The organism is Roseateles sp. DB2, assembly GCF_051857535.1.
Classification (GTDB): domain Bacteria; phylum Pseudomonadota; class Gammaproteobacteria; order Burkholderiales; family Burkholderiaceae_C; genus Roseateles_B.
Genome location: NZ_JBPZGY010000014.1, coordinates 11,376 through 36,702, shown reverse-complemented (window position 1 = coordinate 36,702; position 25,327 = coordinate 11,376). Strand labels below are relative to the sequence as shown.

The 25,327-nt window shown below is 68.5% G+C and carries 19 protein-coding genes; 14 read left to right on the top strand and 5 right to left on the bottom strand.

The features are described 5' to 3' along the window. Positions 1–9 precede the first annotated feature (9 nt). Positions 10–1,563, bottom strand: coding sequence for a methyl-accepting chemotaxis protein (locus tag ACS5PK_RS18270; RefSeq protein WP_439441695.1), 1,554 nt, complete (start codon positions 1,561–1,563; stop codon positions 10–12). Positions 1,564–1,799: 236 nt separating this feature from the next. Here ACS5PK_RS18270 and ACS5PK_RS18265 point away from each other — a divergent pair, with 236 nt between their 5' ends. The 3 genes from ACS5PK_RS18265 (at position 1,800) to ACS5PK_RS18255 (ending at position 6,608) form a co-directional block, all read left to right on the top strand. After that, positions 1,800–3,707 (top strand): potassium transporter Kup, encoded by a 1,908-nt coding sequence (locus ACS5PK_RS18265; protein ID WP_439441694.1) that lies wholly within the window; start codon positions 1,800–1,802, stop codon positions 3,705–3,707. A gap of 145 nt (positions 3,708–3,852) precedes the next feature. Next, positions 3,853–4,713, top strand: coding sequence for a plasmid replication/partition related protein (locus ACS5PK_RS18260; protein WP_439441693.1), 861 nt, complete (start codon positions 3,853–3,855; stop codon positions 4,711–4,713). 509 nt (positions 4,714–5,222) lie between these two features. Continuing rightward, a complete protein-coding gene (locus ACS5PK_RS18255; protein WP_439441692.1) occupies positions 5,223–6,608 on the top strand; it encodes a hypothetical protein in 1,386 nt (461 codons plus the stop codon). A gap of 36 nt (positions 6,609–6,644) precedes the next feature. On the opposite strand, the gene ACS5PK_RS18250 is transcribed toward ACS5PK_RS18255, so the two are convergent. Then, positions 6,645–7,184: a flavin reductase family protein gene (locus ACS5PK_RS18250; protein ID WP_439441691.1), complete on the bottom strand. Its 540-nt coding sequence runs from the start codon at positions 7,182–7,184 to the stop codon at positions 6,645–6,647. 222 nt (positions 7,185–7,406) lie between these two features. On the opposite strand from ACS5PK_RS18250, the gene ACS5PK_RS18245 reads away from it, so the two are divergent. From ACS5PK_RS18245 to ACS5PK_RS18235, 3 genes are all read left to right on the top strand, one after another. Then, entirely contained in the window at positions 7,407–7,793 is a 387-nt protein-coding gene (locus ACS5PK_RS18245) for a hypothetical protein (RefSeq protein WP_439441690.1), read from the top strand. 93 nt (positions 7,794–7,886) lie between these two features. Beyond that, complete coding sequence (locus ACS5PK_RS18240; RefSeq protein WP_439441689.1) at positions 7,887–9,497, top strand: AmpG family muropeptide MFS transporter; 1,611 nt, start codon at positions 7,887–7,889, stop codon at positions 9,495–9,497. A 190-nt stretch (positions 9,498–9,687) separates the two neighbouring features. Beyond that, positions 9,688–10,641: a M48 family metallopeptidase gene (locus ACS5PK_RS18235; RefSeq protein WP_439441688.1), complete on the top strand. Its 954-nt coding sequence runs from the start codon at positions 9,688–9,690 to the stop codon at positions 10,639–10,641. A gap of 197 nt (positions 10,642–10,838) precedes the next feature. On the opposite strand, the gene ACS5PK_RS18230 is transcribed toward ACS5PK_RS18235, so the two are convergent. Both ACS5PK_RS18230 and ACS5PK_RS18225 read right to left on the bottom strand, forming a co-directional pair. Beyond that, the gene (locus tag ACS5PK_RS18230; RefSeq protein ID WP_439441687.1) at positions 10,839–11,483 is read right to left on the bottom strand and encodes a Crp/Fnr family transcriptional regulator; all 645 of its coding nucleotides are present in this window, start codon (positions 11,481–11,483) and stop codon (positions 10,839–10,841) included. 947 nt (positions 11,484–12,430) lie between these two features. Further along, positions 12,431–13,156, bottom strand: a complete 726-nt coding sequence (locus ACS5PK_RS18225; RefSeq protein ID WP_439441686.1) for a helix-turn-helix transcriptional regulator — start codon at positions 13,154–13,156, stop codon at positions 12,431–12,433. Positions 13,157–13,670: 514 nt separating this feature from the next. Here ACS5PK_RS18225 and ACS5PK_RS18220 point away from each other — a divergent pair. The 7 genes from ACS5PK_RS18220 (at position 13,671) to ACS5PK_RS18190 (ending at position 22,558) form a co-directional block, all read left to right on the top strand. After that, entirely contained in the window at positions 13,671–14,942 is a 1,272-nt protein-coding gene (locus tag ACS5PK_RS18220; protein ID WP_439441685.1) for an efflux RND transporter periplasmic adaptor subunit, read from the top strand. 51 nt (positions 14,943–14,993) lie between these two features. Continuing rightward, entirely contained in the window at positions 14,994–15,722 is a 729-nt protein-coding gene (locus ACS5PK_RS18215; protein ID WP_439441684.1) for an ABC transporter ATP-binding protein, read from the top strand. A gap of 9 nt (positions 15,723–15,731) precedes the next feature. Next, entirely contained in the window at positions 15,732–17,039 is a 1,308-nt protein-coding gene (locus ACS5PK_RS18210) for a TolC family outer membrane protein (RefSeq protein WP_439441683.1), read from the top strand. Beyond that, positions 17,039–18,343: an ABC transporter permease gene (locus tag ACS5PK_RS18205; RefSeq protein WP_439441682.1), complete on the top strand. Its 1,305-nt coding sequence runs from the start codon at positions 17,039–17,041 to the stop codon at positions 18,341–18,343. The genes ACS5PK_RS18210 and ACS5PK_RS18205 overlap by 1 nt, the downstream gene beginning before the upstream one ends. Before the next feature lie 13 nt (positions 18,344–18,356). Then, complete coding sequence (locus ACS5PK_RS18200; protein WP_439441681.1) at positions 18,357–19,571, top strand: ABC transporter permease; 1,215 nt, start codon at positions 18,357–18,359, stop codon at positions 19,569–19,571. A gap of 78 nt (positions 19,572–19,649) precedes the next feature. Then, positions 19,650–21,029, top strand: coding sequence for a sigma-54-dependent transcriptional regulator (locus ACS5PK_RS18195; protein WP_439441680.1), 1,380 nt, complete (start codon positions 19,650–19,652; stop codon positions 21,027–21,029). A gap of 68 nt (positions 21,030–21,097) precedes the next feature. Beyond that, positions 21,098–22,558 carry a sensor histidine kinase gene (locus tag ACS5PK_RS18190; protein ID WP_439441679.1) on the top strand — a complete coding sequence of 487 codons (1,461 nt, stop codon included), beginning with the start codon at positions 21,098–21,100 and terminating at the stop codon, positions 22,556–22,558. Positions 22,559–22,685: 127 nt separating this feature from the next. Here the strand turns inward: ACS5PK_RS18190 and ACS5PK_RS18185 are convergent, their stop codons facing one another. After that, complete coding sequence (locus ACS5PK_RS18185; RefSeq protein WP_439441678.1) at positions 22,686–23,336, bottom strand: MBL fold metallo-hydrolase; 651 nt, start codon at positions 23,334–23,336, stop codon at positions 22,686–22,688. Between the two features lie 352 nt (positions 23,337–23,688). Between ACS5PK_RS18185 and ACS5PK_RS18180 the strand changes: the two genes are divergently transcribed. Then, positions 23,689–25,326 carry an AAA family ATPase gene (locus tag ACS5PK_RS18180; protein WP_439441677.1) on the top strand — a complete coding sequence of 546 codons (1,638 nt, stop codon included), beginning with the start codon at positions 23,689–23,691 and terminating at the stop codon, positions 25,324–25,326. The last annotated feature ends 1 nt before the right edge of the window (position 25,327 follow it).

The window sequence follows — 25,327 nt, the reverse complement described above, 5'->3', positions numbered from 1 at the left end:
AAGGGGATGTCAGCGGCGCTCATCCAGCTGGAACAGGCTGACCACCTGCTCCAGGGAATCCGCCTGGCTCTTCATGGAATCCGCGGCCGCGGCGGCCTGCTCGACCAGGGCCGCGTTCTGCTGGGTGCTCTGGTCCATCTCGTGGATGGTACGCGTGACGCGCTCGATGCCTTCCGTCTGGGATTCGCTGGCCATGGAGATCTCGCCGATCACGGTGGTCATGCGCTGCACGCTGGCCACCACGCCGTCCATGGTGGAGCCCGCCTGCTGCACCAGCTGGCTGCCCTGGGCGACCTTCTCTACCGAGTCGCTGATCAGGCTCTTGATCTCCTTGGCCGCGCCTGCGCTGCGTTGGGCGAGGCTGCGCACCTCGGCAGCCACGACGGCAAAGCCGCGGCCCTGCTCGCCGGCACGTGCTGCCTCCACCGCGGCGTTCAGGGCCAGGATGTTGGTCTGGAAGGCAATGCCGTCGATGACGCTGATGATGTCCACGATCTTCTTGGACGAGGCATCGATGGAGCCCATGGTGCTCACCACGCGCGAGACCACTTCGCCGCCTTCGTGTGCCACCTGCGAGGCCTGCTGCGCCAGCTCGTTGGCCTGGTGGGCATTGCGCGCATTGCGGCGCACGGTCTCGGTGAGCTCGTTCATCGAGTGCTTGGTCTGCTCCAGGGCGGCGGCCTGGGTCTCGGTGCGGCTTGACAGGTCCATATTGCCGCTGGCGATCTCGGCCGACGCCGAGGCGATGGACTCCGTGCCGTCGCGCACCTTGCCCACGATCTGCTTGAGGCCCTCGTTCATCTCGGCCAGGGCTTCCAGCAGTTGGCTGGTCTCGTCCTGGCCGCGGATCTCGATGCTGCTGCTGAGGTTGCCCGAAGCCACCTTGCGGGCCACGGCCACGGCACCCCTGAGGGGGCCGACGATGCCGCGCGAGACCATCACGCTGATCAGCACGCTGGCCGCCGTGGCACACAGGGCCAGCACGGCGATGACGGTGATGCTGCGGCTGGCCAGTGCCTGGGCATCGGCGCCGGCCTCTTCCATCTGCTTGTTCTGGGATTCGGCGAACTTGTCCATCAGCGCCAGGTACTTGACCTGCAACGCACGGACGGAGAACAGGAACTTCAGTGTGGCCTGGTCCTTGTCGCCCTCGGCCACCAGCTTCACGAAGCCGGCCTGCGCGGGCATGAACTTGCCGCGCACCTCGGCCATGGCCTTCAGCGCGGTCTTGCCTTCGTCGTCGTTGACCAGCTGCTCCAGCGCCGCCATGGTCTTCTCATGCGACTGCAGCTGGCTTTCGACGGAGGCCAGCTCCTTCTTGACCTGCTCCTCGTTGGTCATGATCAGTGTGCTCATCATGCCCCGCGAGGCATCGCCCAGCTCGGCCTTGGCCTTGTTGGCCAGGAAGGTCTTCTGGAAGCCCTGGTTGACGGCCTCGTTCACGTCCCGGCTGAGTGCGCGCGTGCCGGATATCGCCATGCCGGCCATCACCAGCAGCAGGACGATCACCACCCCGAAACCCAGGGTCAGACGCTGACCGATTCGCAGTGAACTGAACTTCATCACGGCACACCTTCTCTGACGGATGGGGCAGGCACGGGAATGCGCGCGCTGCCGCCCCCTCGAATGCGGGGGGCCTTTCAGTCTTCCATATCCGCACTGTGCCGGTGGCATGGGTGACGTGACATATGGCGCTGTTTTGGTGCCTTCCGCACCCTCTTGTGGCGCGATCGGCACTTATGCGTTCCTGATGACGCCAAGGCGACAGTGCCGGCAATTCCACTCGCGGCACACGCACCATGGCATCCCCACCTCCCTCTCCCGATGGCCACCGTCCCCAGGCCCTGGCGGCCCTGACGCTGGGCGCCATCGGCGTGGTCTACGGCGACATCGGCACCAGCCCGCTCTACACGGTCAAGGAGATCTTCCTGCCGGCCACCGGCGTGACGCTGGCCGCGCCCAGCATCATCGGCGCCGTGTCCACCATCCTCTGGGCGCTGATGCTGGTTGTCTCGCTCAAGTACGTGCTGCTGATCCTGCGGGCTGACAATCGCGGCGAGGGCGGTGGGCTGGCGCTCACCGCCCTGGCCGCGCAGGCGGTGCGGGAGCGCCCCCACTTGCGGGGCGTGCTGCTGCTGCTGGGCGTGTTTGGCGCCACCCTGTTCTATGGCGACAGCATCATCACCCCGGCCGTGTCGGTGATGGGCGCCATGGAGGGCCTGGAGGTGATCACGCCCGCGCTCAAGCCCTTGGTCCTGCCGCTGTCGTTGCTGATCCTGGTGGCGCTGTTCGTGATCCAGCGTTTCGGCACGGCGGTGGTCGGAAGGCTCTTCGGCCCGGTGATCACGCTGTGGTTCCTGGTGCTGGCCGGCATGGGTCTGTGGCACATCGCGCAGGAGCCGGGCATTCTGGCGGCCCTGAACCCTCTGCATGCCTGGCACTTCCTGACCGAGCGCGGCTGGCACCTCTTCGCCACCGTGGGCGCCGTCGTGCTGGCCCTGACCGGCGCAGAGGCGCTTTATGCCGACATGGGCCACTTCGGCGCCCGCCCCATCCGCCTGGCCTGGACGGGCCTGGTGCTGCCGGCCCTGGCCCTCAACTACATGGGCCAGGGCGCTCTGCTGCTCAAGGACCCGACCGCCATCGAGAACCCCTTCTACCGCCTGTTTCCCGCAAGCTGGCTGCTGCCGGCCGTGGTACTGGCGGCTCTGGCCGCGGTGATCGCCTCGCAGGCCGTGATCTCGGGCGCCTACTCGATGACCAAGCAGGCCATCCAACTGGGCTTCCTGCCCCGCATGGAGGTGCGCAACACCTCCGCCCGAGAGGCTGGCCAGATCTACATGCCCGGCGTCAACTGGGCCCTGCTGGCCGGGGTGCTGGCCGCCGTGCTCTTCTTCGGCAGCTCCTCGGCCCTGGCCGGCGCCTACGGCATCGCCGTGACCCTGACGATGATGATCACCACGGTGCTGACCTTCTTCGTGGTGCGCCACGGCTGGGGCCTGCCGGCACCCCTCGCCTATGGCGCCACCCTGTTCTTCCTGGCCCTTGACGCCCTGCTGGTGGCCGGCTGCGCCATCAAGTTCCTGGACGGCGGCTGGTTCCCCCTGGCCATGGGCGGCCTGCTCTTCCTGGTGATGAGCACCTGGGCGCGCGGCCGCAAGCTGCTGATGCAGGGCATCCAGCGTGACGGCCTGGCCCTGCTGCCTTTTCTGCAGGGCATTGCCGGCAGTGACCACGACGGCAGCATCCACCGCGCCAGCCGCACGGCAGTCTATGCCGTGGCCAATCCGGACACCGTGCCCCAGGCCTTGCTGCACAACCTCAAGCACAACCAGGTGCTGCACGAGCAGAACCTGATCCTGACCGTGGTCTACGCCGAGCGGCCCCATGTGCCCCCGGGCGAGCGGGTCGAGCTCGAGCCCCTGGTGCCCGGCTTCTGGCGGGTGACCCTGCACTTTGGCTTCATGGATGCGCCCGACGTGCCCGCCGCCCTGGCCCTGTGCAAGCCGCTGGGCCTGGACGTGCCGCCCTTCGAGACCAGCTACTTCCTCAGCCGCGAGACCGTGGTGCCCACGCCCGGCTCCGGCATGGCCGACTGGCGCGAACGCCTCTTCGCCACCCTGAGCCGCAACGCCGGCAGCGCGGCGGAGTACTTCCACCTGCCCGACAACGCGGTGGTGGAGCTGGGCACGCGGGTGCAGATCTGAGCGTGCGCCGGGTTGCAAGACCTCAGGGAGGAGGTCCGCTGCCGCCGGCCCGGTGAGCCCATTGCAGGCACCGGGCCGGCATGGCTGCTGGCCGACTGCCTACAATCGCGGCCCGCCGAACCGTTGTACCCGTCCCGCACCCGTCATGAACATCATCGTCAAGGAAGAACTCAAGGCCTACATCGACCCGCTGACGCCCGAGGAGCATGAAGCCCTCGAGCGCAGCATCCTGGCCGAGGGCTGCCGCGACGCGCTGGTGCTGTGGGGCGATGTGCTGGTGGACGGGCACAACCGCTACGGCATCTGCCAGAAGCACGGCCTGCCCTTCCGGACGATCCAGCATCCGCACTTCAAGTCCATGGAAGACGTGCACCTGTGGATGATTGACCAGCACCTGGGCCGCCGCAGCGTCTCCGACTTCCAGCGGGGCGTGCTGGCCCTGCGCAAGAAGGAGATCCTGGCCGAGCGCCGCGCCCGCAAGCTGGCCGAGAGCGCCGAGCAGATGGCTGCCGCACCCGGCGAGGCCGGCGTCGCCGAGCCAGCGGCCGAGGCGCCCTGGGACGGCCAGGCCGAGCTGCCGCCCGTGCCCGCCCTGAACACCCGCGAGGCGGTGGCCCGTGCTGCGCGCATCAGCGCATCCCAAGTCCAGCAGATCGAGAAGATCCAGAAGAGCGCTGCCCCCGAACTGGTCGCTGCCGTGCGCGCCGGCACGGTCTCGCTCAATACCGCCGCGACCGTGGCCGCCCTGCCGGTGGAAGAGCAGCAGGCCGTGGTGGCTGCCGGCAAGGACGAGATCAAGCAGGCCGCCAAGCGGGTGCGCCAGTCCAAGGCCAAGCCCAAGGAGGCCTCGGCCGAGGGCGATGAGAAGCTCAACAGCGCCGGGCTGCCGCCGGTCACGGCCGAATCTGCCACCGAGGCCCAGATCAAGGCCTTGCAGGCACGTGTCGCCGAACTGGAGGCGGAGAATGCCACCCTGCGCGCCCAGCTCGCCGCCCTGCAGGCCTGAGCGAGGCGGGCTGCGGCGCGCGGAGCGTCCGCGCCAGCGGTGGGGCCAGTGGCATCCGTCCGGGGGTAATCAATTGCAAGCGAGGTAAATGCTCGCGCCAACGCTTGCGATGCGCGGCATGCCGCGTGATCATGTCGGCCCCTGGCTCCCTCATAGATCCTTTCGTGCCTGACCCCTCTCTGCCGCTGCAAGCACTTGCGCACGGGCGCGGGCTGGCCTGCCTGCTGGCGCTCAGCATGTTGTCGGGATGCGGCGGCGGGGGCGCCACGGGAGGGGGCTCGCCCGTACCGACACCTGCACCGACACCGACACCTGCACCTGCACCTGCACCTGCACCTGCACCTGCACCTGCACCTGCACCTGCACCAAGCCCGGCGGCCTGGCTACGGGTCGCGGTCGCAGGCATGGGGCACATCGGCACGGCGGACCAGATGCTCAGCTGCGGCGCCGTCCCGGCAGGGGTGCAGGCGCTGGCTCATCGCTGTGCCCTGGCCTCCCCGAAGCAGGCCTTGAGCCTCCAGGCTCGGCCCTACAGCGCTGCCTTCCGCTTCGTCGAGTGGCGGGGCGCCTGCCGCGGCAGCCGGAGCACATGCGAGCTGCCGGCGGGCCAGACCGCAGCCGTGCTGGCCGTGTTCGCTCCCGTGTCGGACCAGCAGGACCTCTGTGCGGCGCTGGGCCTGCAAGGCGGTCTGGACGTCCGTCCCTTGAATGGCAGCTTTCCCCAACTGGCCCCGGGGGAGGCCCTGCGTGATCCGCAGTTCGGCACGACCCTGCGGCGTGTGACGGATGTGCGGGGCGATGGCCGGGGTAGCCACCGGGTGGTCAAGACGCTGTACTCCACGGTGTCGGCCTGGAATGCGGACGAGTCGCTGCTGCTGCTCTATCGCACCGATGGCGGGCCTGCCCGCCATGAGCTCTACGATGGCCACAGCTACGCCTTCTTGCGCGCGCTGGATGACATCCGGCCGGTGGATCTTGAGCAGGTCTACTGGGACACCCAGGATCCGGACCTGCTCTACTACAGCGCCCGCACGGACAACACCCTGTATCGCTACCGGGTCAGCCAGAGGCGATCAGAAGCGGTGCGCGTGTTCACGGCGCAGTGCGGATCGCTGGAGCTGCACGGTGGCAGCGACCCTCTCTTCAATGACTGGCAGTCGCGGTACTTCGGCTATGCCTGCACGCCGAATGGGTCGCTGTTCAGCTACGACCTGCTGAACGACCGGGTGGGGCGCCCGGTGAACGGCCGGCTCGACTACGGCGCACCTCAGGTGGCGCCCAGCGGACAGGTCTTCCTGGTCAACGAGAACGATGGGGCCAGCAGTGGCCGTTCCGCCACCGTGCGTGATCCCGACATGCAGGTGCTGCGGACTCTCGATCTGGCCAGCGGCAATGAGCATGGCGCCCTGAGTCTGCGGTCGGACGGACTGGACACCTGGAATGCCGTGGCCTTCGATGCTGGCCCGGGCGGCAGCGGGATCGGCACCGTGGTGAGCCATGTGCTGCAGACTGGCCAATGGCGGGTGCTTGTCGGTCCGTCACGTGGCTACCCCTACCCTCCCAGTGGCACCCACATCGGCGCGACGGCGTTCCACCGTCGGGCCTTGCTGGCCGTGTCCGTCAAGGACGATCAACGGGGCGACAGCCTGCTGGACTCGGAACTGCTGTTCATCGACAGCGACCCGCTGACCAACCCGGCAGCCTCCGTCTGCCGCGTCGGGCACCACCGGTCCATGTCGGACAGCTACTGGGCTGAACCGCATCCCGCGATCAGTCCCAGCGGGACGCGCATTGCCTTCAGCAGTTCCTGGGGCGACGCCAGCCGGGACCCGGTCGTCAACGTCTATGTGCTGGAGCTGCCGGGCTACCGCCGCCCTGGCGGCACGACACCCTAGCGCTTCCAAACTGGCGCAGGGCGATCTTGGCGGGGCTCAAAGCGGCAGCTCGGTGTAGTAGCGCCCGCCGTGGAAGATCAGCGGCTGAGCCTGCGGCGTCACGCTGCAGCGCTCCACCTCGCCTACGAAGATGACGTGGTCGCCTTCCTCGTACTGGCTGCGGTTGGCGCATTCGAAGACCGCCGCGCAGCCCTGCAGCACGGGCACACCGCCGGCGCCCTCGCTCCAGGCCTGGCCGGCGAAGCGGTCGATGTCCCGCGTGGCGAAGCGCTGGGCCAGGGCTTTTTGGTCGGACGCCAGGATGTGGATGGCGTAGTGCGAGCCGCGGCTGAACACCGGCATGGACCCCGCACGACGCGCCAGGCTCCACAGCACCAGGGGCGGGGAGAGCGAGACGCTGTTGAAGGAATTGGCCGTCAGCCCGACCAGGGGCCCGCCCTCCGAGCGTGCCGTGACGATGCACACGCCGGTGGCGAACAGGCCCAGGGCAGCGCGGAACTGCTGGGCATCGGCCGGATCGGCGGCGGTGCCGGGGGGCTCGGCAAGAGGCGTCGGGAGCGCGGGTGGAATTGACATGCGTCTATTATCGCCCGCCCGCCTTCTCCAAGGGTGCGCCAGGAAATGGGCGTCGCCAGGGCTGGAATTCGTCAAAGATTGCGCTGGCTCAGAGCGCCCAGGGCGCAGGCCGGGTCCACTGAGGGCGTGGAAACGTCTCGTCCTACCCCCTTCAGCAGCGCCGCCACCTGGCCGGTCCTGCCGCCCCTGCCCGTCGCACTGGCACCGGCGGGACGAGCTGGCGTGTCCGGTCCCTGCGAGCTGTGGCTGCTGGACGGCAGCCAGTTGCAGGGCAGTCTCAGCGCCTTCCACGACGGCGACCTTGCCCTGGATCTGGAGCTGCCGGGCCAGCGTCGGCTCCTGTGCGTGCCGCTGAGCCGGCTGCAGTATCTTCATCTGGACATCCCGCCCGAGGCTCAGGATGGCTTGCGCGAGCTTCACGGCCCGCGGGTGGCCGTGGACGGTCCGGCCTCCGAGCCGCTGCTGGCCGAGTGCCTGGGCGAGCGGACGGTGTCCTGCGGCCACTGGCTGCTGCTGCGCACCGCGCCCGGACGGGTGGGGCAGTGGTTCCTGCCCCGGCACCGGGCGGTGACTTTGCGCTGTCTGGAGTCGGGCCCGTCGCTCAGCTGAGGCCGGCACAAGCCCCCGCACGGCCCGCTCCGGGCCGGGGACAGGAGCCATCCCTGGGCGTCGCGCCCGGAGCCCGCCCCTAGAATCCGCGCCATGCCCATCCCCCCCGCCTCCGTGGCGCCTTCGGCTGCGCCCGGTCTGGCGGCGCGGCTGCAGAGCGTCTACCGCCTCGCCGTCGTCACCCTGCTGGGCTTTGCCTCCGGCCTGCCGCTGTCCCTGACCGGGCCTACCATGCAGGCCTGGCTCAGCGGGGAGGGCATTGATCTGGCCACCATCGGCGTGCTGAGCCTGGTGGGCCTGCCCTACACCTTCAAGTTCCTGTGGGCACCGTTGATGGACCGCTTCGAGCTGCCCCTGCTGGGGCGGCGACGCGGCTGGATGGTGCTGACCCAGCTGGCCCTGGCCGGCCTGATGATGGCCATGGCGGCCTGCTCGCCCCAGGCCAACACCCATCTGTTCGCCCTGTTGGCGCTGGGCGTGGCCTTTGCCTCGGCCGCCCAGGATATCGTCATTGACGCCTACCGCACCGATGTGCTGCTGCCCGCCGAGCGCGGCCTGGGCGCCTCGCTCAACGTGGCGGGCTACCGCCTGGCCATGATCGTTTCCGGTGGCCTGACCTTCATCTGGGTGGACCCGCAACAGGGCGGAGGCTGGACCTGGCCGCAGGTCTACCAGGCCATGGCCTGGCTCATGGTGGTGGCGGCCGTGGCCTCGGTGCTGCTGGTGCCTCGCCTGCGCCAGGCGAGCGCGCCGCACAGTGTGGCCCAGCATGATGTGCAGGGATTTCTGGTCGTGCTGGCCGTGGTGGTGGCGGGCGCTGCGGCGGTCAACCTGCTGCTGGCCCCGGCCTTGCGCGAGGCGTTGGCCCCGCTATGGGCTACCACCAGCTTGCCCGCCGCCCTGGCCGGGAAGTGGACCGACTTCCTCACCCTGCTGCTGGGCATTGCCCTGATCGGTCCCGCCGCGCTGTGGGCTGCGCGCCGGGCGCGTTTCGAGACCCTGCTGAACAGCCTGGGCAACTACTTCGCCCAGCCCGGCGCCATGGCCTTTCTCGTGCTGATCGTGCTCTACAAGCTGGGCGATGCCTTCGCGCAGGCCCTGCTGACGCCTTTCTTCCTCAAGGGCATGCACTTCAGCACCGCCGAGATCGGCGTGGCCTACAAGGTGATCGGCATGTGGCTGAGCATCCTGGGTGCGTTGCTGGGGGGGGCCCTGATGCTCAAGCTGCGGCTGTGGCGCTCCTTGCTGCTCTTCGGCAGCCTGCAGACCCTCAGTGCCTTGGGCCTGTGGTGGCTGGCGCAGGCGGGGCCGGGGCAACTGGGCCGCATCGTCATGCCGGCCTTTGACTGGGGCTTCGTCAAGCTGGCCCAGGCCACGCCGGTGGACGTGAGCCTGATGCTGGCCGTGGCCAACGAGAACCTCTGCGGCGGCATGGCCACCGCCGCTCTGCTGGCCCTGCTGATGAGCCTGTGCAACCAGCGCTTCACGGCCACGCAGTTCGCGCTGCTGTCGGCTTTTGCCATGGTGGGGCGTGTCTGGGTGGGGCCGCTGGCGGGCGTGTTGGCTGAGTCCATCGGCTGGCCCAGCTTCTTCATCGTGGCCTTCGTGCTGGGTCTGCCGGCCCTGCTGATGCTGCTGGGGCCCTTGCGGCGGGCCATCGTGGCCCTTGAAGTGGAGCCGGACGACGCCACCTCAGAGGCCTGAGTGCGAACGGGCTGAGCGGGAAGCGGCTGAGTGCGAACGGCTTGGGCCTGGGCGCGAATGGCCCGAGGCCGTGCCGGCAAGATGGCTGATTCCCTGCGTGGCCTGAGGGCCGCGGCGGGCTGTGTACAGTCGGTGCCTGGCGTCCGGGCGCCGGCCCGACCGGGCTTGCCGCGCAATGATCTGCATGACCATGAACGACTTCACCCTCCACCACGAACTCTCCCTGGGCGGCGTGCCGGCCTATGGTTTCGGCCACTGCGACTGCACAGGCTGTGCGCCACAGCAACCGGCACGACGGCTCTTTACCGGCCTGCTGGGGCTGGGCGCCCTGGGCGCGGCCGCCCCTGCCCTGGCCCGCGAGGGAGTGGAGGTGGGGGAAAAGAGCTGGACCACCAAGCTGGTCTCTGCCGAGCAGGTGGAGGCCGCCGCCGCCCAGCAGTACGCACAGACCATGCGCCAGGCCGCCCAGCAGCGAGCCCTGGCGCCAGCCAACCACCCGCAGGTGATCCGTCTGCGTGCCATCGCCCAGCGCATCATCCCCTTCGCCCTGCCCTGGAACCCGCGGGCCCAGGAATGGAAATGGGAGATCAACCTCATCGGCAGCGCCCAGCTCAACGCCTATTGCATGCCCGGTGGCAAGATCGCCTTCTACTACGGCATTCTGGAGAAGTTGCAGCTCAGCGACGACGAGGTCGCGATGATCATGGGCCATGAGGTGGCCCACGCACTGCGCGAGCATGCCCGTGAGCGCATGGGCAAGGGTGCCGCCACGCGCCTGGGCGCAGGCCTCATCTCCAGTCTGCTGGGCCTTGGCAATGTGGGCGATGCCGTCGTCAACTTGGGCGCACAGCTGGCCACGCTCAAGTTCGGCCGCGAAGACGAGACCGAGGCTGACCTCGTGGGCATGGAGCTCGCCGCTCGCGCCGGCTACGACCCCGCGGCCGGCATCAGCCTCTGGCAGAAGATGGGCCAAGCCTCCAAGGGGGCGCCGCCGCAGTGGCTGTCCACCCACCCGGCTGGGACTACCCGCATCAAGGACATCGAGGCCAATCTGCCCAAGGTGCAGGGCCTCTACGAGCGGGCGCCCAAGCCCACGCAGCGCTTCGAACCTGCCCCGCCGCTGAAGAGTCGCAGCGCCAATTGAGTGGCTGCTGGCGTTCCACGGCCTGGCTGGACCCTATGGACGCGGCCGGCCCTCACGGCCGGCTTCGAGGCTGACTCGGCAATGGCCCCAAGGCCCGGCCCGCAGTACGCCGCAACCACAAGGACAACCCTGAGCACGGCACCGGCGCGACCGGCATGGCGGCCACGAGGATCTCTGCGCTCACCCTGGCCTTGCGATCACCACCGCGCGGGCAGATTGCGCAGCCGTTCGTAGCGGCCGCGCTCGGCTTTCACCAGATAGCCGCCCAGCTCCAAGTCCTTGATCAGCTTGGAGATCATCTCGCGTGAACAGCCCAGGCGCTGGGCCATGGCCTGATGGGTGAGGCGCTGGTGGGCGGTGTCGGGATCCTCCAGCAGGTGCTTGAGCCGGCCGTAGACATCATTCAGCGCCAGTTGCTTGGTGGACAGGGTGGCCGCCCGGGCGCGCTGGATGACCTTGGCGATCAGCTCCAGCGCGAATTCGGGCTCGGCACGGATGTGCTCCAGCAGGCTGGCCCGCGTCAGCAGCACGCAGCGGCAGGGGGATTCGGTGATGACGCTGGCACTGCGCGGGCCGCCGTCCAGGCTCATCTCCCCCACGTACTCGCCGGCACCGTAGACGCCATAGGTGATCTCGCGGCCGCGGTGATCGCAGCTGAAGACGCGCAACTGCCCGCTCAGCACCAGGTACAGGGTGTCGCTCTGGCTGCCTTCCTCGATCAGCAGCGTGCCTTTGCGGTAGCTGCGCTCCACGCCGCGGGCTGCCAGACGCTGCAGAAGCGGCGGCAAGCCGGGCCAGTCGGCCGCGGGCGGGTTTTGAGGGGGCGCAGCAGCAGGGCTCATGAAACGAAACAGAGGTGACGCGGCGCGGGTCGCGCACCATGCGAATCATGTTAGCGCGCTCACTCCAGCATGGCAGCAGCCCCCAGATGCAAGGAATAGGGACAGCGCCGCCTGGCCGGTCGAGCTGCAAGAGGGCCCCGTGCAGAGGCCTCGGGATGAGGATCTGCGAAGACACCTCAGGAAGCCAGCGCATGAAGCTACCGCATGAAGCCGCTGCAGGAAGCCGCTGCAGGAAGCCGCCCGAAGCGGCCCCGTGTGGACGCCCGGAACCGAGCCGCTATCTGGGCCACTTGCCTAAGCGTGCCCTGCGGACGGCAAGTCCAGCGGACAGCAAACCTTCGCGTCCGGCGACGACGATGGGCGGTGAGGGCCCGCAGTGAAGACCGGCGCTGGCCATCCGGGCTGAGGATGGGCACTGAGCACTCGCGCCAGCACTCGCCCCGGACCGCCGTTCCAGACCTTCGTTCCGGACCGACGCCCTGCAAGCACCCAGGCCCGCGCCGTTCATGTCTGCTCAACAACCACAACCATTGCCATTGCCATTGCCATTGCCACTGACTCTGACTCTGACTCTGACTCTGACTCTGACTCTGACTCTGACTCTGACTCTGACCCTGACTCTGACCCTGACTCTGACCCTGACCCTGACTCTGACCCTGACCCTGACTCTGACTCTGACTCTGACTCTGACTCTGACTCTGACCCTGACCCTGACGAGTGCTCGCGAGGGCCCGGGACGATCCTGGAACCATCGCAAAAGGGGGAGCCGCGCGGTGGTGGCGCAGTTCGATGGAAAAGGTTGTCAGGGCAGATGGGCAGAGCAGATGGGCTGTGCGTGAATTTGCGTGGTTAGCTGTGTGCTTAGATGCATGGACGGTTGCCCGGGCCGGTATGTGTAGAGCGCTCGGGTCGAGCGCTCAGTCTGCTGGCCTGGCCGCAGGGGCCGCTCAGGCCAGCTCCATGCGCAGCGCCGACATCAGTGGCGGCAGCACCGCCAGCTGGCGCATCAGCTCACCGATGCTCTGGGCGCCGGACTTGGCGCGGATGCTCTGGATCTGTGTGCGCACGGTCGAGATGGCCACGCCTTGCTGCTCAGCCACTTTGTTGGGGCGGGCGCCGTCGCTCAGCAGCTTGAGCACCTCGGTTTCGGTAGGGGTCAGCCCATAGCGCAGGGCGAACCACTGGGCGGCCAGGTCCGCACAGAGTTGCAGGCGCTCCAGCACCAGCAGCACGGCGGCCTGCTCCACATTGCGGTTCAGCGGGACCACCACGACATTGGTCCGTTCGCTACCTTCGCCCAGGCGCAGCAGGCAGCGCCGCCCCTCGACCTCGGCCTTGCCCAAGGCCTCGAACAGCGGGCCGCTGTCGGCCTCCAGGCGGGTGCGCAGCTGGCCTCCCTGCACTTGCAGCGGGAAGTCCGCGTCAAGGGTGCGCCGGGCGGCGTGATTGGTGTAGAGCAACTGGCCTGTGCCGCTCACCAGCAGCACGCCGTAATCCAGTTCTTCCAGCACCAGGTTCAACCAGTGGGTGCTGAGAGACACGGCGCGTCGCCGCTCCTGCGGCACGCTGCGCGGCAAGGGCTGGCGAAGTTCCTGCATCACCTGGTCGGCGATGCGAAAGGCGCCAGCGCGTGACAGGGCGGCCGGCTCCATTGACGGATTGCTTGACCACATATTCATCTCCCTGATGTGGCGGAGTCGCAGCCTGCGCCCCGCCTGTTGGATATCACCGGCCGGGACGCGGCTTGTGCCAGGCCTCGTGCCGGTAGCGGACACGGCGCAGACCGCGCGCCACCGCCACGGAGCGCTCCCAGAGGCGTCACTTCATGCCAGCCCGCGATGGGCTCCGGGCAGCTGGGGCGGGCCGGCGCTTCCTTGAGAGATGACAGGCCCCGTAGCGAAGGTCATAGCCTAGGAGTACGCCTATCGCACTGGCGGTGAATCTTCTGAAGCAGAAATGTGAGGAATTCACCAGAACAATGCCGAGCGGGCACCCAGGCCTCCGGCACCGTCCGGACAGTGTGCGCGGCCGCCATCGCTGTCCGGACGGGCGTCCGCAGTGTCCGCGGACACCTGTCCAGCGAATGGCCAAGGATGCAAGTCATTGATTCCAAAGAAAATATTCCCCCCGGGCGACATGGCATGGCGCTTGCAAGGAAGAGGCATCACAGCCGCTTCTTCGTCCACCATGATTCGAGACACTTCTGCCCAGGACCGCCCCATCACCCGCACAGTTACCCCCAAGCGCCGCTGGTGGCAGGCGAGCCTGGTCTTGCTGGCCGTCCTGGGCTTGAGCCTGGGCGCTTCACGCCTGTTGCAGGGCCTGGGTGGTGCCGCTTCGGTGAGCCTGGCCCGGCTGACGCTGTCCGAGGTCAAGATCGGCCCCCTGACCCGCGACGTGGCGGGTGAAGGCAAGGTGGTGGCGGCCGTCAGTCCCACGCTCTATGCCGGCAATGCGGGCACCGTCTCTGTCAAGGTGCAGGCGGGTGACCAGGTCCGCAAGGGTCAGGTCTTGCTGCAGCTGCAGAGTCCCGAGCTGATGGCCCGCCTGAGCCAGGAGCGCTCCAATGCCGATGCCCTGCGCAGTGAGCTCCTGCGGGCCGAGGCGGACGCCCGCCAGCAGCGCGCCCAGGCCCAGAGCAATCTGGAGACGGCCCAACTGGCTCGTCGCACGGCGCAGAACGACCTGGCCCGGCAGGAGCAGGCCTTCAAGGCCGGTGCCACGGCCAGCATGCAGGTCGACCAGGCGCGGGATGCTCTGGCCAAGGCCGAGATCGCGCTGAAGCAGGCCCGGGAGTTGCTGGACCTCAAGGACGATGCCACCAAGTTCGAGTTGCAGGCCAAGCGCCAGGCCCACGAGCGCCAGCAGCTGGTGGTTGCCGATCTCAGCCGCCAGGAAGAGGAGCTCAAGGTGCGCTCGCCCGTCGATGGCCAGGTGGGCCAGCTCTTCGTGACTGACCGCATGAGCGTGGCCAAGGATGCCAAGCTGCTGAGCGTGGTCGATCTCTCCGCGCTGGAAGTGCAGATGCAGGTGGCCGAGAGCTTTGCCCGCGAGCTGCAGCCCGGCATGCCCGGCGAGATCCGCGGCCCCAGCCAGAGCTGGAAGGGCGTGCTGAGCTCGGTCTCGCCCGAGGTGGTCAACAACGAGGTCGCAGCCCGCCTGCGCTTCGAGGGTGCCCAGCCCGAGCAGCTCCGCCAGAACCAGCGCCTCTCGGTGCGCGTGCTGCTGGACCACCGCGAGCAGGTGCTGCAGCTTGCGCGCGGCGCCTTCGTCGACGAGGGCGGCGGCCGCTTCTGCTACGTGGTGCAGGGCAGCGAAGCCGTGCGCCGGCCCATCCGCCTGGGCGCGCAAAGCCTCAGCCAGGTCGAGGTGCTGGAAGGCCTCAAGCCCGGCGAGCGCGTGATCACCAATGGCGCCGAAGCCTTCAAGGGTGCCGAGCGCGTCACCCTCAGCCAGTAAGCCCGCCGCTCCATCGCCCCAACGAATCCCAGGGACAAGAAAGGAATTCCCATGCTGAAGATGCAATCCCTCGCCAAGGTCTACCGCACGGAGATGGTCGAGACCTTCGCGCTGCGCCAGTTCAACCTCGAGGTGAAGCCCGGCGAGTTCGTTGCCGTCACCGGGCCCTCGGGCTCGGGCAAGACCACCTTCCTGACCATCGCCGGCCTGCTGGAGTCCTTTACCGGCGGCAGCTACCTGCTGGACGGACAGGACGTCAGCGGCATGGACGACGACCAGCGCTCCCGCCTGCGCAACCAGAAGATCGGTTTCATCTTCCAGGCCTTCAACCTGATTCCCGACCTCAATGTGCTGGACAACATCGAGGTTCCGCTGCGCTACCGCGGCATGGGGCGCGAGGAGCGCCAGCGCCGCGCCCGCGAGGCCCTGGCTCGCGTGGGCCTGGCTGCGCGCGAGAAGCACTATCCGGCCGAGCTGTCCGGCGGCCAGCAGCAGCGCGTGGCCATCGCCCGCGCCCTGGCCGGCGAGCCCAAGCTGCTGCTGGCCGACGAGCCCACCGGCAACCTCGACAGCGCCATGGCCCGCAGCGTCATGGACCTGCTGGAGGAACTGCACCGCGAAGGCGCCACCATCGTCATGGTCACCCACGACATGCAACTGGCCGCCCGCGCCCAGCGCAATGTGCATGTGATGGACGGCCAGGTGGTGGACATCGCCGCCGAGCTGCGCCTGGGCGAGTTGCTGCATCCGCAGGGCCAGGCCTTGCGTGAGACGGTCTGAGGGGGGGCCATGCAGCGACGCTTCCCTTCCCTGATGCGCTGGCGCCTGCCTGCGCTGGGCCTGGCCCTGATGGCACTGCTTGGCCCGGCAGGCGCCGATGACCTGCTGAGCATCTACGCCCGGGCCCGCGCGGCCGACCCGGTGCTGGCCCAGGCCCGTGCCCTGCGCGGCGTGCAGGCCGAACTGCTGATCCAGAGCCGCGCAACCCTGCTGCCGCAATGGTCCCTGAGCGCCGAAGAGGAGCGCAGCGAAGGCCAGCGCAGCCGCAGCAGCGCCAGCCACCTCAGCCAGGTGCTCGTGGACCTGAGCCAGCTGCGCAGCCTGGATGCCGCCCAGGCCCGCCTCGAGGCCGAGGATGCCCGCCTGCGTGCCGCCGAGCAGCAGCTCTGCGCCCGCGTGGCCCAGGCCTACTTCCAGGTGCTGTCTGCGCAGTCGGCCCTGCAGACGGCCGAGGCCAACGAGGCCGCCTTCGCCCAGCAGGTGTCCCAGGCCCAGACGCGCTACGAGGCGGGGCTCTCGGCCCTGGTCGACGTGGAGCAGGCGCGTGCCTACCACGGCCTCTCGCGCGGCCAGACGCAGCAGGCCCGTCAGCAGCTGGCCGATGCGCGCCAGGCCCTGGCCGAGATCACCGGCCAGCTGCCGGGTTCGCTGCAGGCCCTGAGCACCGAGCTGCCCACGCCGCCGCTGCAGCCTGAGGACGCCGAAGCCTGGGTGGCTCGTGCCCTGAGCCAGCAGCCCTTGCTGCAGGCGGCCCAGGGCAGCCTGCGGGCCAGCGAGCGCCGCATCGACGCGGCCCGTGCCGGCCACCTGCCTACGCTGAGCCTGGGCCTGGACAGCCAGCGCCGCAGCGGCCTCGGCGTCCCCTCGGCGGATGCTGGCCGCGTGGTCAACACCGTCGCCGTGCGCCTGAGCATTCCGCTCTTCGCGGGCGGGGCGACCCAGTCTCAACAGCGCCAGGCCGTGCATGAGCGCGACCAGCAGCGCGAGCAGCTGGAGGCCACGCGCCGCGCCCTGGTGCGCGAGACGCAGGCCCAGGTGCTTGCCGTCAAGCTGGGCATCGAGCAGGTGGCCAGCAGCGCTGCCGCCGTGCAGGCCGCCGAGCGCGCCCTGGCCGCCACCCGTGCAGGCCAGGCTCTGGGCACCCGTTCCATGACCGACCTGCTGCTGGCCATCCAGACCCATGCCCAGGCCCGCAACGCCCATGCCCAGGCCCGCCACGCCTATGTGCTGGCGACCCTGCAGCTGCAGGCTGCGGTGGGCCAACTGGGCGAGGCTGAACTCGCCCGCGTGAACCAACTCCTGCAAGGAGCAAGCTGATGTTTGCCTACTACATCGAACTGGCCCTGCGCAGCTTCAGGCGCAGCCGCGGCCTGACTGCGCTGATGCTGCTGACCATCGCCATCGGCGTGGCCGCATGCATGACCACGCTGACCATCTTCCACGTGCTCTCGCGCGACCCCATCCCGCACAAGAGCGACCGGCTGTTCAATGTGCAGCTGGACGCCGGCCGCATGCGGGACGGCTTCGTGCCGGGCGGCGAGCCCATCTACCAGCTCACCCGTTTCGACGCCGAGGCCCTGCTGCGCGAAGCCCGCGGCAAGCGCCAGGTGACGATGAGCGGCGGCGGCGTGGCGGTGACGCCGCCCGATGGCAAGGAGCGCCCCTTCCTGGCCACAGGCCGCTGGGCCAGCAGCGACTTCTTCGCCATGTTCGAGGCGCCCTTCCAATACGGCGGTGGCTGGAGCCGCGAGGACGATGCCGGTGAAGCCCGCGTGGTGGTGCTCTCGCGCCGGCTCAACGACCGCCTCTTCGGCGGTACCGACAGCCGTGGCAAGACGCTGCGCCTGCGGGACAAGGAGCTGCGCATCATCGGCGTGCTGGACCACTGGCGTCCCGTGCCCCACTACTTCGACATCAGCCTGGGCGCCTATGCCGAGACGGCCGAGCTCTTCGCGCCGCTGTCCACCGCCATCGCGCTGAAGTTCGGCACCGCCGGCAATGTGAACTGCTGGGGCAACGTCAACGGCGACATGCGGGTGCTGCAGGCTCCCTGCGCCTGGTTGCAATACTGGGTGGAGCTGGCCCAGCCGGGCGATGCGCCGGCCTACAAGGCCTATCTGGAGCAGTACTCTGACCAACAGCGTCAGGCCGGCCGTTACGAGCGGCCCACCAATGTTCGCCTGCGCTCCGTGATGGACTGGCTGCAGTCCCAGCAAGTGGTGCCGCATGACGTGGGCCTGCAGCTGTGGCTGTCCTTCGGCTTCCTGGTGGTCTGCCTGGTCAACACCGTGGGCCTGCAGCTGGCCAAGGCGCTGCGCCGCTCGGGCGAGATCGGTGTGCGGCGGGCCCTGGGCGCGCCGCGGCGGCAGATCTTCCTGCAGTTCCTGATCGAGGCCGGCAGCCTGGGCCTGGCAGGCGGCGTGCTGGGCCTGCTGCTGACGGGCCTGGGCATCTGGGCCGTGCGCCATGGCAGCAGCGACTATGCCGCTACTGTGCACCTGGACCTGCCCATGCTCTTCACGACCCTGGGCGTGGCTCTGGTGGCCAGCGTGCTGGCCGGCCTGCTGCCCGCCTGGCGCGCCTGCCAGGTGCAGCCAGCCTTGCAACTCAAGACGCAATGAGGAGCTTCCCATCATGGAACTGATGCCCATTCTGGCGACCCTGAAGCGCCACAAGACCGCTGCCGGCCTCATCGTGCTGCAGGTGGCCCTGACCTGCACCATCGTGTGCAATGCCCTCTTCCTCATCGGCCAGCGCCTGGAACGCATCCAGGAGCCCAGCGGCATGGCGGACGAGGAGCTGATCACCTTGCGCGTGTCGGGCGTGACGCCCAGCGAGAACCCCCAGGCCCAGACCCAGGTGGACCTGGCCGCGCTGCGTCAGCTGCCAGGCGTCAGGGGCGTCACGCTGATGAACCAGGTGCCCTATGGCCCGCAATTCACGGTCAGCGGCCTGCGCCGCAGCGATGACGAGAAGGCCCAGGGAACCGGCGTGCCGGAATATCGCCTGGGCGAAGGTGGCCTGGCCCTGCTGGGCCTGCGCCTGGTCGAGGGCAGGGATTTCACGGCAGAGGAGTTTCGCGACGGCAAGGCCTATGACGAGGAGGACGGCGTCAACATCCCCGCCCTCATCATCAGCCGAGTCACCGCCCGGCGCCTCTTTCCGGAGGGCCCGGCCGTGGGCCAGAAGGTGTGGGGTATTGGATCCGGTCCCAGCACCATCGTCGGCGTGGTGGACCGCATGGTCTCGCCGCATCCCGGCGGCGCCGACGAGGGTGCACTGGCCATGATCCTGCCCCTCAGGCAAACCTTCCAGCGGGCCGAGTACGTGCTGCGGGTTGATGCTGCCCAGCGCGACGCCACGCTGAAGGCCGCCGGCGCGACGCTGGATCGCGTGGGACCGGACCGCATCCTGCGCGGCAGCAGGACCTGGGCCGAGGCGCGTGCCCGCTACTACGCCCAGGACCGCAGCATGATCTCCCTGCTGATCGGCGTCTGCGTGGCCCTGATGGTGGTGACGGCCTTCGGCATCGTCGGCCTGGCCAGCTTCTGGGTGCAGCAGCGCACCCGCATGATCGGCACCCGCCGCGCCCTGGGCGCGACACGCGGCCAGATCCTGCGCTACTTCCAGACCGAGAACTTCCTTCTGAGTACTGTGGGCATCGGCCTGGGCGTGCTCGGGGCGGCCGGGCTGAGCAGCGTGCTGGTGCATCAGTACGAGCTGCCGGGCCTGCCGTGGTACTACCTGCCGGCCGGCGCCGTCGCCCTGTGGCTGCTGGGCCAGCTGGCCGTGCTGGGTCCGGCGCGCCGTGCTGCGGCCCTGCCGCCGGTGGCTGCACTGCGCGGCTGAGACCCGGTACCACCCCGGGATGATCCGGCCCCGCGTGCCTGCGCCGCGGGGCTGTCTGCTTGCTATCCTCGCCCCCACATGCGAACCGTCCTGATCATCGATGACAACCCTGGCGTGCGCGAGGCCCTGGCCCTGCTGCTGTCCCTGCACGACATCCGCGCCCTCTGTGCCGCCGACCCCGCCGAGGGCCTGGCCCTGCTGGAGCGCGAGGCAGCAGACCTGGTCATCCAGGACATGAACTTCAGCGCCGACACCACCTCCGGCGAGGAGGGGCGCGTGCTCTTCCAGCAGCTGCGCCAGCGCCATCCGGACCTGCCCGTCATCCTGCTGACGGCCTGGACGCAGCTGGAGCAGGCGGTCGCCCTGGTCAAGGCTGGCGCAGCCGACTACCTGGCCAAGCCCTGGGACGACCTCAAGCTGCTGGCCACGGTGGAGAACCTGCTGGAGCTGGCCGAGTCCAACGAGGCACTGAGCCAGACCCGCCGGCAGCGGCGCCAGCGCGTGGACGCGCTGCGCCAGCGTTATGCGCTCGGCGATCTGGTCTTTGCCTCAGACGCCATGATCAGCACGCTGGAGATGGCCTGCCAGGTCGCCCGTGCGCCGCTGCCGGTGCTGATCACCGGCCCCAATGGCAGCGGCAAGGAGCGCATCGCCCGCGTGGTACATGCCAACTCCGCCGTGGCCCAGGGCCCGCTGGTGGCGCTGAACTGCGGCGCCCTGCCGGCGGAGCTGATCGAGGCTGAACTCTTCGGCGCGGAGAGCGGCGCCTTCACAGGCGCCGGCAAGGCGCGCGAGGGCCGCTTCGAGGCCGCCGATGGCGGCACGCTGTTTCTTGACGAGATCGGCAACCTGCCGCTGGCCGGCCAGATGAAGCTGCTGCGCGTTCTGGAGACCGGCCAGTTCGAGCGCCTGGGCTCCACGCGCACGCGCACGACCCGCGTCCGCGTGGTCAGCGCCACCAATGCAGACCTGCCCGCCATGGTCGCGGCCGGCAGCTTTCGTGAAGACCTCTACTACCGGCTCAACGTGATCGAACTGCGCCTGGCCCCGCTGGCCGAGCGCCGCGAGGACATCCTGCCGCTGGCCGAGCAGGCCCTGGCCGAGCATGAGCGCCAGACCGGCCGGACCGTGCGCCTGGGCGAGGCTGCGCGCGCCGCGCTGCTGGCGCATGCCTGGCCCGGCAATGTGCGCGAGCTGCGCAATGCCCTGGCCAGGGCGGCCCTGCTGTGCCGTGAGGAACTCATCCAGCCGACTGATCTGGGCCTGGCTGCAGCAGCCCCGGCCCAGGCGGCCGCCCTGTCCCATCGCAATCTGGACGAGCCCAGCCGCGAGGCGGTGCTGGCTGCACTGCAGTCCGCCCAGGGTGTGGTGGCCCGTGCGGCACAGCAGTTGGGCCTGTCGCGTCAGGCCCTGTACCGCCGGATGGATCGATACGGCCTGCCGCGAGAAGGCGTCTGAGCACCATGGGCGCTGCCGGCCAGGACTCGATGCCGCCATCCCCACTCGAGGCGCCGCCTGGGGGGGCCATGGACACGCCGCCGATGCCGCCGCGTGCGATCCGCTCCTCGCCTTTCGCCTACCTTGGACTGCGTCTGCTGCTGAGCCTGCTGCTGATTGCTCTGCTGGCACTGGGCCTTCACGCGGCCTTCAGCCTGGGGCCGCTGCCGCCCCTGCTGCACGAGCTGGGCTGGGGTGCGCTGACCGTCCGCAGCAGTGTGCGGCTGCCCGTGCTGATCATTGGCCTGCTGCTGCCGGTGGCTGGTCTGCTGGTGATGTGGTGCCTGGCGCCTCTGCGCCGCGTGCTGCGCGCCCTGGAGGGCGCCGTGCTGAGCTACCGGGATGGCGACTTCAGCACCACCCTGGCCGCCGACGGGCAGGGCGAGCTGCAGGACCTGCTGAGCGCCCATCGTGAGCTGGCCACCATCCTGCGCAGCCAGCGCCAGCACCTGGCCCAGCGCGAACTGCTGCTGGACACCGTGGTGCAGAACACGCCCGTGGCCCTTCTGCTGGTCGATGCCCAGGGCCAGGTGGCCTACGCCAACATCGCCGCCCGACAGCTGTTGGCCCAGGGCAGGCGCCTCGCGGGCCAGGACTGGGAGGCCGTGCTGGCGCCTTTGCCGCCGGCCCTGGCCGAGGCCCTGCGCCAGGGTGAGGATCAGTTGCTGACCCTGGCCGAAGCCCTGGACGGCGCCGCCGAGCCCGAGAGCTTCCACCTCTCGCAGCGCGGGCTCAACCTGCTGGGCCAGGCCCACCGCCTGGTGCTGCTGCGCCGCATCACCCGCGAGCTGTCACGCCAGGAGGTGGCCAGCTGGAAGCGCGTGATCCGCGTCATCAGCCACGAGCTCAACAACTCACTGGCGCCCATCTCCTCGCTGGCCCACAGCGGGGCCGAACTGGCCCGCCGCGGCCAGACCGAGCGCCTGCCGCAGGTGTTCCAGAGCATTGGCGAGCGGGCACGGCATCTGCATGAATTCCTGGCCGGCTACGCCAGCGTGGCCAAGCTGCCCCTGCCGCGGATGGCGCCCGTGGCCTGGGCCGATTTCCTGGCTCAGCTGATGAGCCAGCAGCCCTTCGAGCTGGACGGCGCCCTGCCAGCCGGCGTGGCCAGCTTCGACCGCGCGCAGGTGGAGCAGGCCCTGATCAACCTGCTGAAGAATGCCCATGAGGCCCAGCAGGGCGCGGGCGGGGCCGCACGCGACGTGCCGCCGGGTGAGCCCGGGCCTGCCGCCGGGCCGCAGCCCGAGGTGCGCCTGTCCGTGCAGCGCCAGGGCGATGAATGGTGCGTGACCGTCAGCGACCGCGGGCCCGGCATGAGCGAGACCGTGCTGTCCCAGGCCCTGCTGCCCTTCTACTCGACCAAGCGCAGCGGCACCGGCCTGGGCCTGGCCCTGGCGCGCGAGATCGCGGAGGCCCATGGCGGGCGCATCCTGCTGGCCAACCGTGAAGGGGGCGGCTTGCGGGTCAGCTTGCTGCTGCCGGTGCGCTGAAGGGGCACGGCAGGGGCCGTGAAGGAGTCGCAAAGGGGCCGCAAAGGGGCCGCGAAGGGGCGCACGCCCAGGGCTGCGGCGCGCGGGCGGACCTGGAGCCCCCAGCGGGGTCAGGTTTTGCCTGCCTTCAGCCCCAGCGCGCGTGGCTCAGGAAGGGGTTGCTGCGGCGTTCCTCGCCGAAGGTGGATTCGGGGCCATGGCCCGGGATGAAGACCGTGTCGTCGCCCAAGGGCCAGAGGCGCTCGGTGATGGAGCTGATCAGCTGCGCGTGGTTGCCGCCGGGGAAGTCCGTGCGGCCGATGGAGCCCGCGAAGAGCACATCTCCCACGAAGCAGCGCCTGGCCGAGGCGCTGTGGAAGACCACATGGCCCGGCGTGTGGCCCGGGCAGTGGCGCACCGTCAGCGTCTCCTGGCCGATCTGCACCGTGTCCCCGTCCTGCAGCCAGCGCGTGGGCGTGAAGGTTTCCACCGCCGGGAAGCCGAACATGGCGCTCTGCTGCGGCAGGCCGTCGATCCAGAACTGGTCCCCCGCGTGCGGCCCGATGATGGGCAAGCCCTTCAGCCGCGCCAGCTCCGCCGTGCCGCCCGCATGGTCGATGTGCGCATGCGTCAGCCAGATCGCCTTGAGCGTCAGCCCCAGGCGCTCCACTTCCTTCAGCAAGCGCGGCACCTCGCCGCCCGGATCCACCACCGCCGCCTCGCGCGTCTGGTCGCACCAGACGAGGGAGCAGTTCTGCTGGAAGGGGGTGACGGGGAGGGTGAGGTAGTGGAGGGGCATGGTGGGGGCTGAGAACAAGGTTTCGATGGGGCGGGCAAATTATCGAAGGGTTGGGGGGAGGCAGGCCGGGCGATGAGACCAAAGTTTCGAAGCCTGGTTCTGCAGTTGGGAAAGCCTCGGCTTGGACGGGCCTGGCGGCGCGTGGCGTGGCGTTGAGTGGTGAGGGCTAGCGAAGGCTGACTGCTATAGGCTGATTGCGGCCGCTCAATATGGCTGATCTGAAGGGCAGCTTTGAGGCACAAGCGACCCCAGCGAGGGGCTGCTTTGCTGTGACTAGTCTGCTGGGAAACTCGGCACATCGGCCCCTCGGGTGTGTATTAAGGTGACAGGCGATTCAGTGAGAGGTAGCAGAGTGAACGCAATCGAGTTTCATGTGTTCCCCCCAAGGACACACATCAGTGCCGCGAACGCACCAACGTTCGTTCTGAGGCAAGACAACTGGAACGACTACTCGTTCCAGACTCTCTATCACCTGTCGCATTTTTCGGACAAGGACGGTGTTCGGGAGGAAACCGTCATCGGTCCGGTCAAGATTCTGCGGAAAGGACAAACCAAGAGCGATGGACTGCTCATTTCGAGCAACTTTGAGCAGCTTGGTCTAGAGTTTTGCTCAGTGGGAGGCTCGCTGGACTACTACGAGCGTCTCCAGGAACTCGGCGAGCTTGGCGGCCGCATCCTCCGAGCGTTGCGTGACGTTGTGCAGAGCCCTGTCTTAGTCGATGAGTTTCGAGGTGAGGAGGGCTGGCGAACCTCGCTGTTTAGAGACCAAACGGACGCCGGAGAGAACTTCCGCCACATGGCCTCAGGCGTCGCGGATGGGCATTACGCAGCGGTGGCTGAAGACCAGCAGGCCTTTAGTTTTCACATGCCTGGTTGGTTGAATCCGGTTGACATTGACACGACATCCGGAGAATCCAATCCATGGCTTGGCGCGACATTGCCTGAGCGAGTCAACGTTGTTGTCGGACGCAACGGCTCCGGCAAGAGCACCTTACTGTCTCGATTAGCTAGGGTCGCCTTTGCGTCCGTGACCCAACGAGTGGCTCCAGCGATGAGTGCGCTTGGCAAGATGGAGCCCGCAGGCGTGGGCTTTCCTCGCATCATTACCGTGGCCTTTAGCCCGTTCGATAGCTTCCGGCTTCCTGGCTCCGGTGAGCGAGACGTGGCGCAGGTTGCAAAAGATTCTGAACGCGGCGTCGGACGGTTCGCATTCATCGGACTTCGAGACTTTGCCGCTGAGGCTAGCGCCTCTATTGCGGACCTGCCTGTCCGAGACCTAGGCGACGTCGCGGTAGAGGCAGACCGAGTGGGTGAAACGAGGCTGAAGTCCATTGCGCAGCTCTGCGAGGACTTCGACCGCTATCGACAAAGGATTAGCGACGACCAGCAACGGCAGCTGGTCCTAGCCCAAGCGCTTCTGAAGCTGAAGAGCGGTTTGCTATCCGAGGAGTGGGGGGATGCCCTCACGGGCCTCCAGGACGAAGCGGCGAGAGCTTGGTTTCATCAGTGCAGCACAGGACACAAGATTGCGCTGCTCGTGGTGTTCGGGCTCGTGGCCAGCCTTCAGAAACGCTCGCTTGTTCTGATAGACGAACCAGAAGCACACCTTCATCCGCCGCTGCTGTCCGCGATGATGCATGCGCTACGGCATGTTCTGAAGAAGTTCGAGTCAACCGCACTGGTAGCCACTCACTCACCGGTCGTGGTGCAGGAATGCTTGGCCAAGCACGTGCACGTGATTCGTCGCGAAGGAGAGACATTTGCTGTACGTCCACTGCTTGCGGAGACATTTGGGGAGAGCATTGGGCTGATTACTTCCCAGGTCTTCAGCATGGAGAGTGACGCCTTGGACTACCACCGCGTCCTCGACAAGCTGGTCGATGAGAAGAAGTCGATGGCGGCTATCGAAGCGCAATTCCTCGATGGTGTGATGAGCAATCAGGCTCGCGCCTATGTTCTGTCACGACTTGCCGAGGGTGACACACAGTGAC

Coding starts and splice junctions, on each gene's coding strand:
- ACS5PK_RS18270 (WP_439441695.1), bottom strand. CDS start 1,563: ATGAAGTTCAGTTCACTGCGAATCGGTCAGCGTCTGACCCTGGGTTTC.
- ACS5PK_RS18265 (WP_439441694.1), top strand. CDS start 1,800: ATGGCATCCCCACCTCCCTCTCCCGATGGCCACCGTCCCCAGGCCCTG.
- ACS5PK_RS18260 (WP_439441693.1), top strand. CDS start 3,853: ATGAACATCATCGTCAAGGAAGAACTCAAGGCCTACATCGACCCGCTG.
- ACS5PK_RS18250 (WP_439441691.1), bottom strand. CDS start 7,184: ATGTCAATTCCACCCGCGCTCCCGACGCCTCTTGCCGAGCCCCCCGGC.
- ACS5PK_RS18240 (WP_439441689.1), top strand. CDS start 7,887: ATGCCCATCCCCCCCGCCTCCGTGGCGCCTTCGGCTGCGCCCGGTCTG.
- ACS5PK_RS18235 (WP_439441688.1), top strand. CDS start 9,688: ATGAACGACTTCACCCTCCACCACGAACTCTCCCTGGGCGGCGTGCCG.
- ACS5PK_RS18230 (WP_439441687.1), bottom strand. CDS start 11,483: ATGAGCCCTGCTGCTGCGCCCCCTCAAAACCCGCCCGCGGCCGACTGG.
- ACS5PK_RS18225 (WP_439441686.1), bottom strand. CDS start 13,156: ATGTGGTCAAGCAATCCGTCAATGGAGCCGGCCGCCCTGTCACGCGCT.
- ACS5PK_RS18220 (WP_439441685.1), top strand. CDS start 13,671: ATGATTCGAGACACTTCTGCCCAGGACCGCCCCATCACCCGCACAGTT.
- ACS5PK_RS18215 (WP_439441684.1), top strand. CDS start 14,994: ATGCTGAAGATGCAATCCCTCGCCAAGGTCTACCGCACGGAGATGGTC.
- ACS5PK_RS18210 (WP_439441683.1), top strand. CDS start 15,732: ATGCAGCGACGCTTCCCTTCCCTGATGCGCTGGCGCCTGCCTGCGCTG.
- ACS5PK_RS18205 (WP_439441682.1), top strand. CDS start 17,039: ATGTTTGCCTACTACATCGAACTGGCCCTGCGCAGCTTCAGGCGCAGC.
- ACS5PK_RS18200 (WP_439441681.1), top strand. CDS start 18,357: ATGGAACTGATGCCCATTCTGGCGACCCTGAAGCGCCACAAGACCGCT.
- ACS5PK_RS18195 (WP_439441680.1), top strand. CDS start 19,650: ATGCGAACCGTCCTGATCATCGATGACAACCCTGGCGTGCGCGAGGCC.
- ACS5PK_RS18190 (WP_439441679.1), top strand. CDS start 21,098: ATGGACACGCCGCCGATGCCGCCGCGTGCGATCCGCTCCTCGCCTTTC.
- ACS5PK_RS18185 (WP_439441678.1), bottom strand. CDS start 23,336: ATGCCCCTCCACTACCTCACCCTCCCCGTCACCCCCTTCCAGCAGAAC.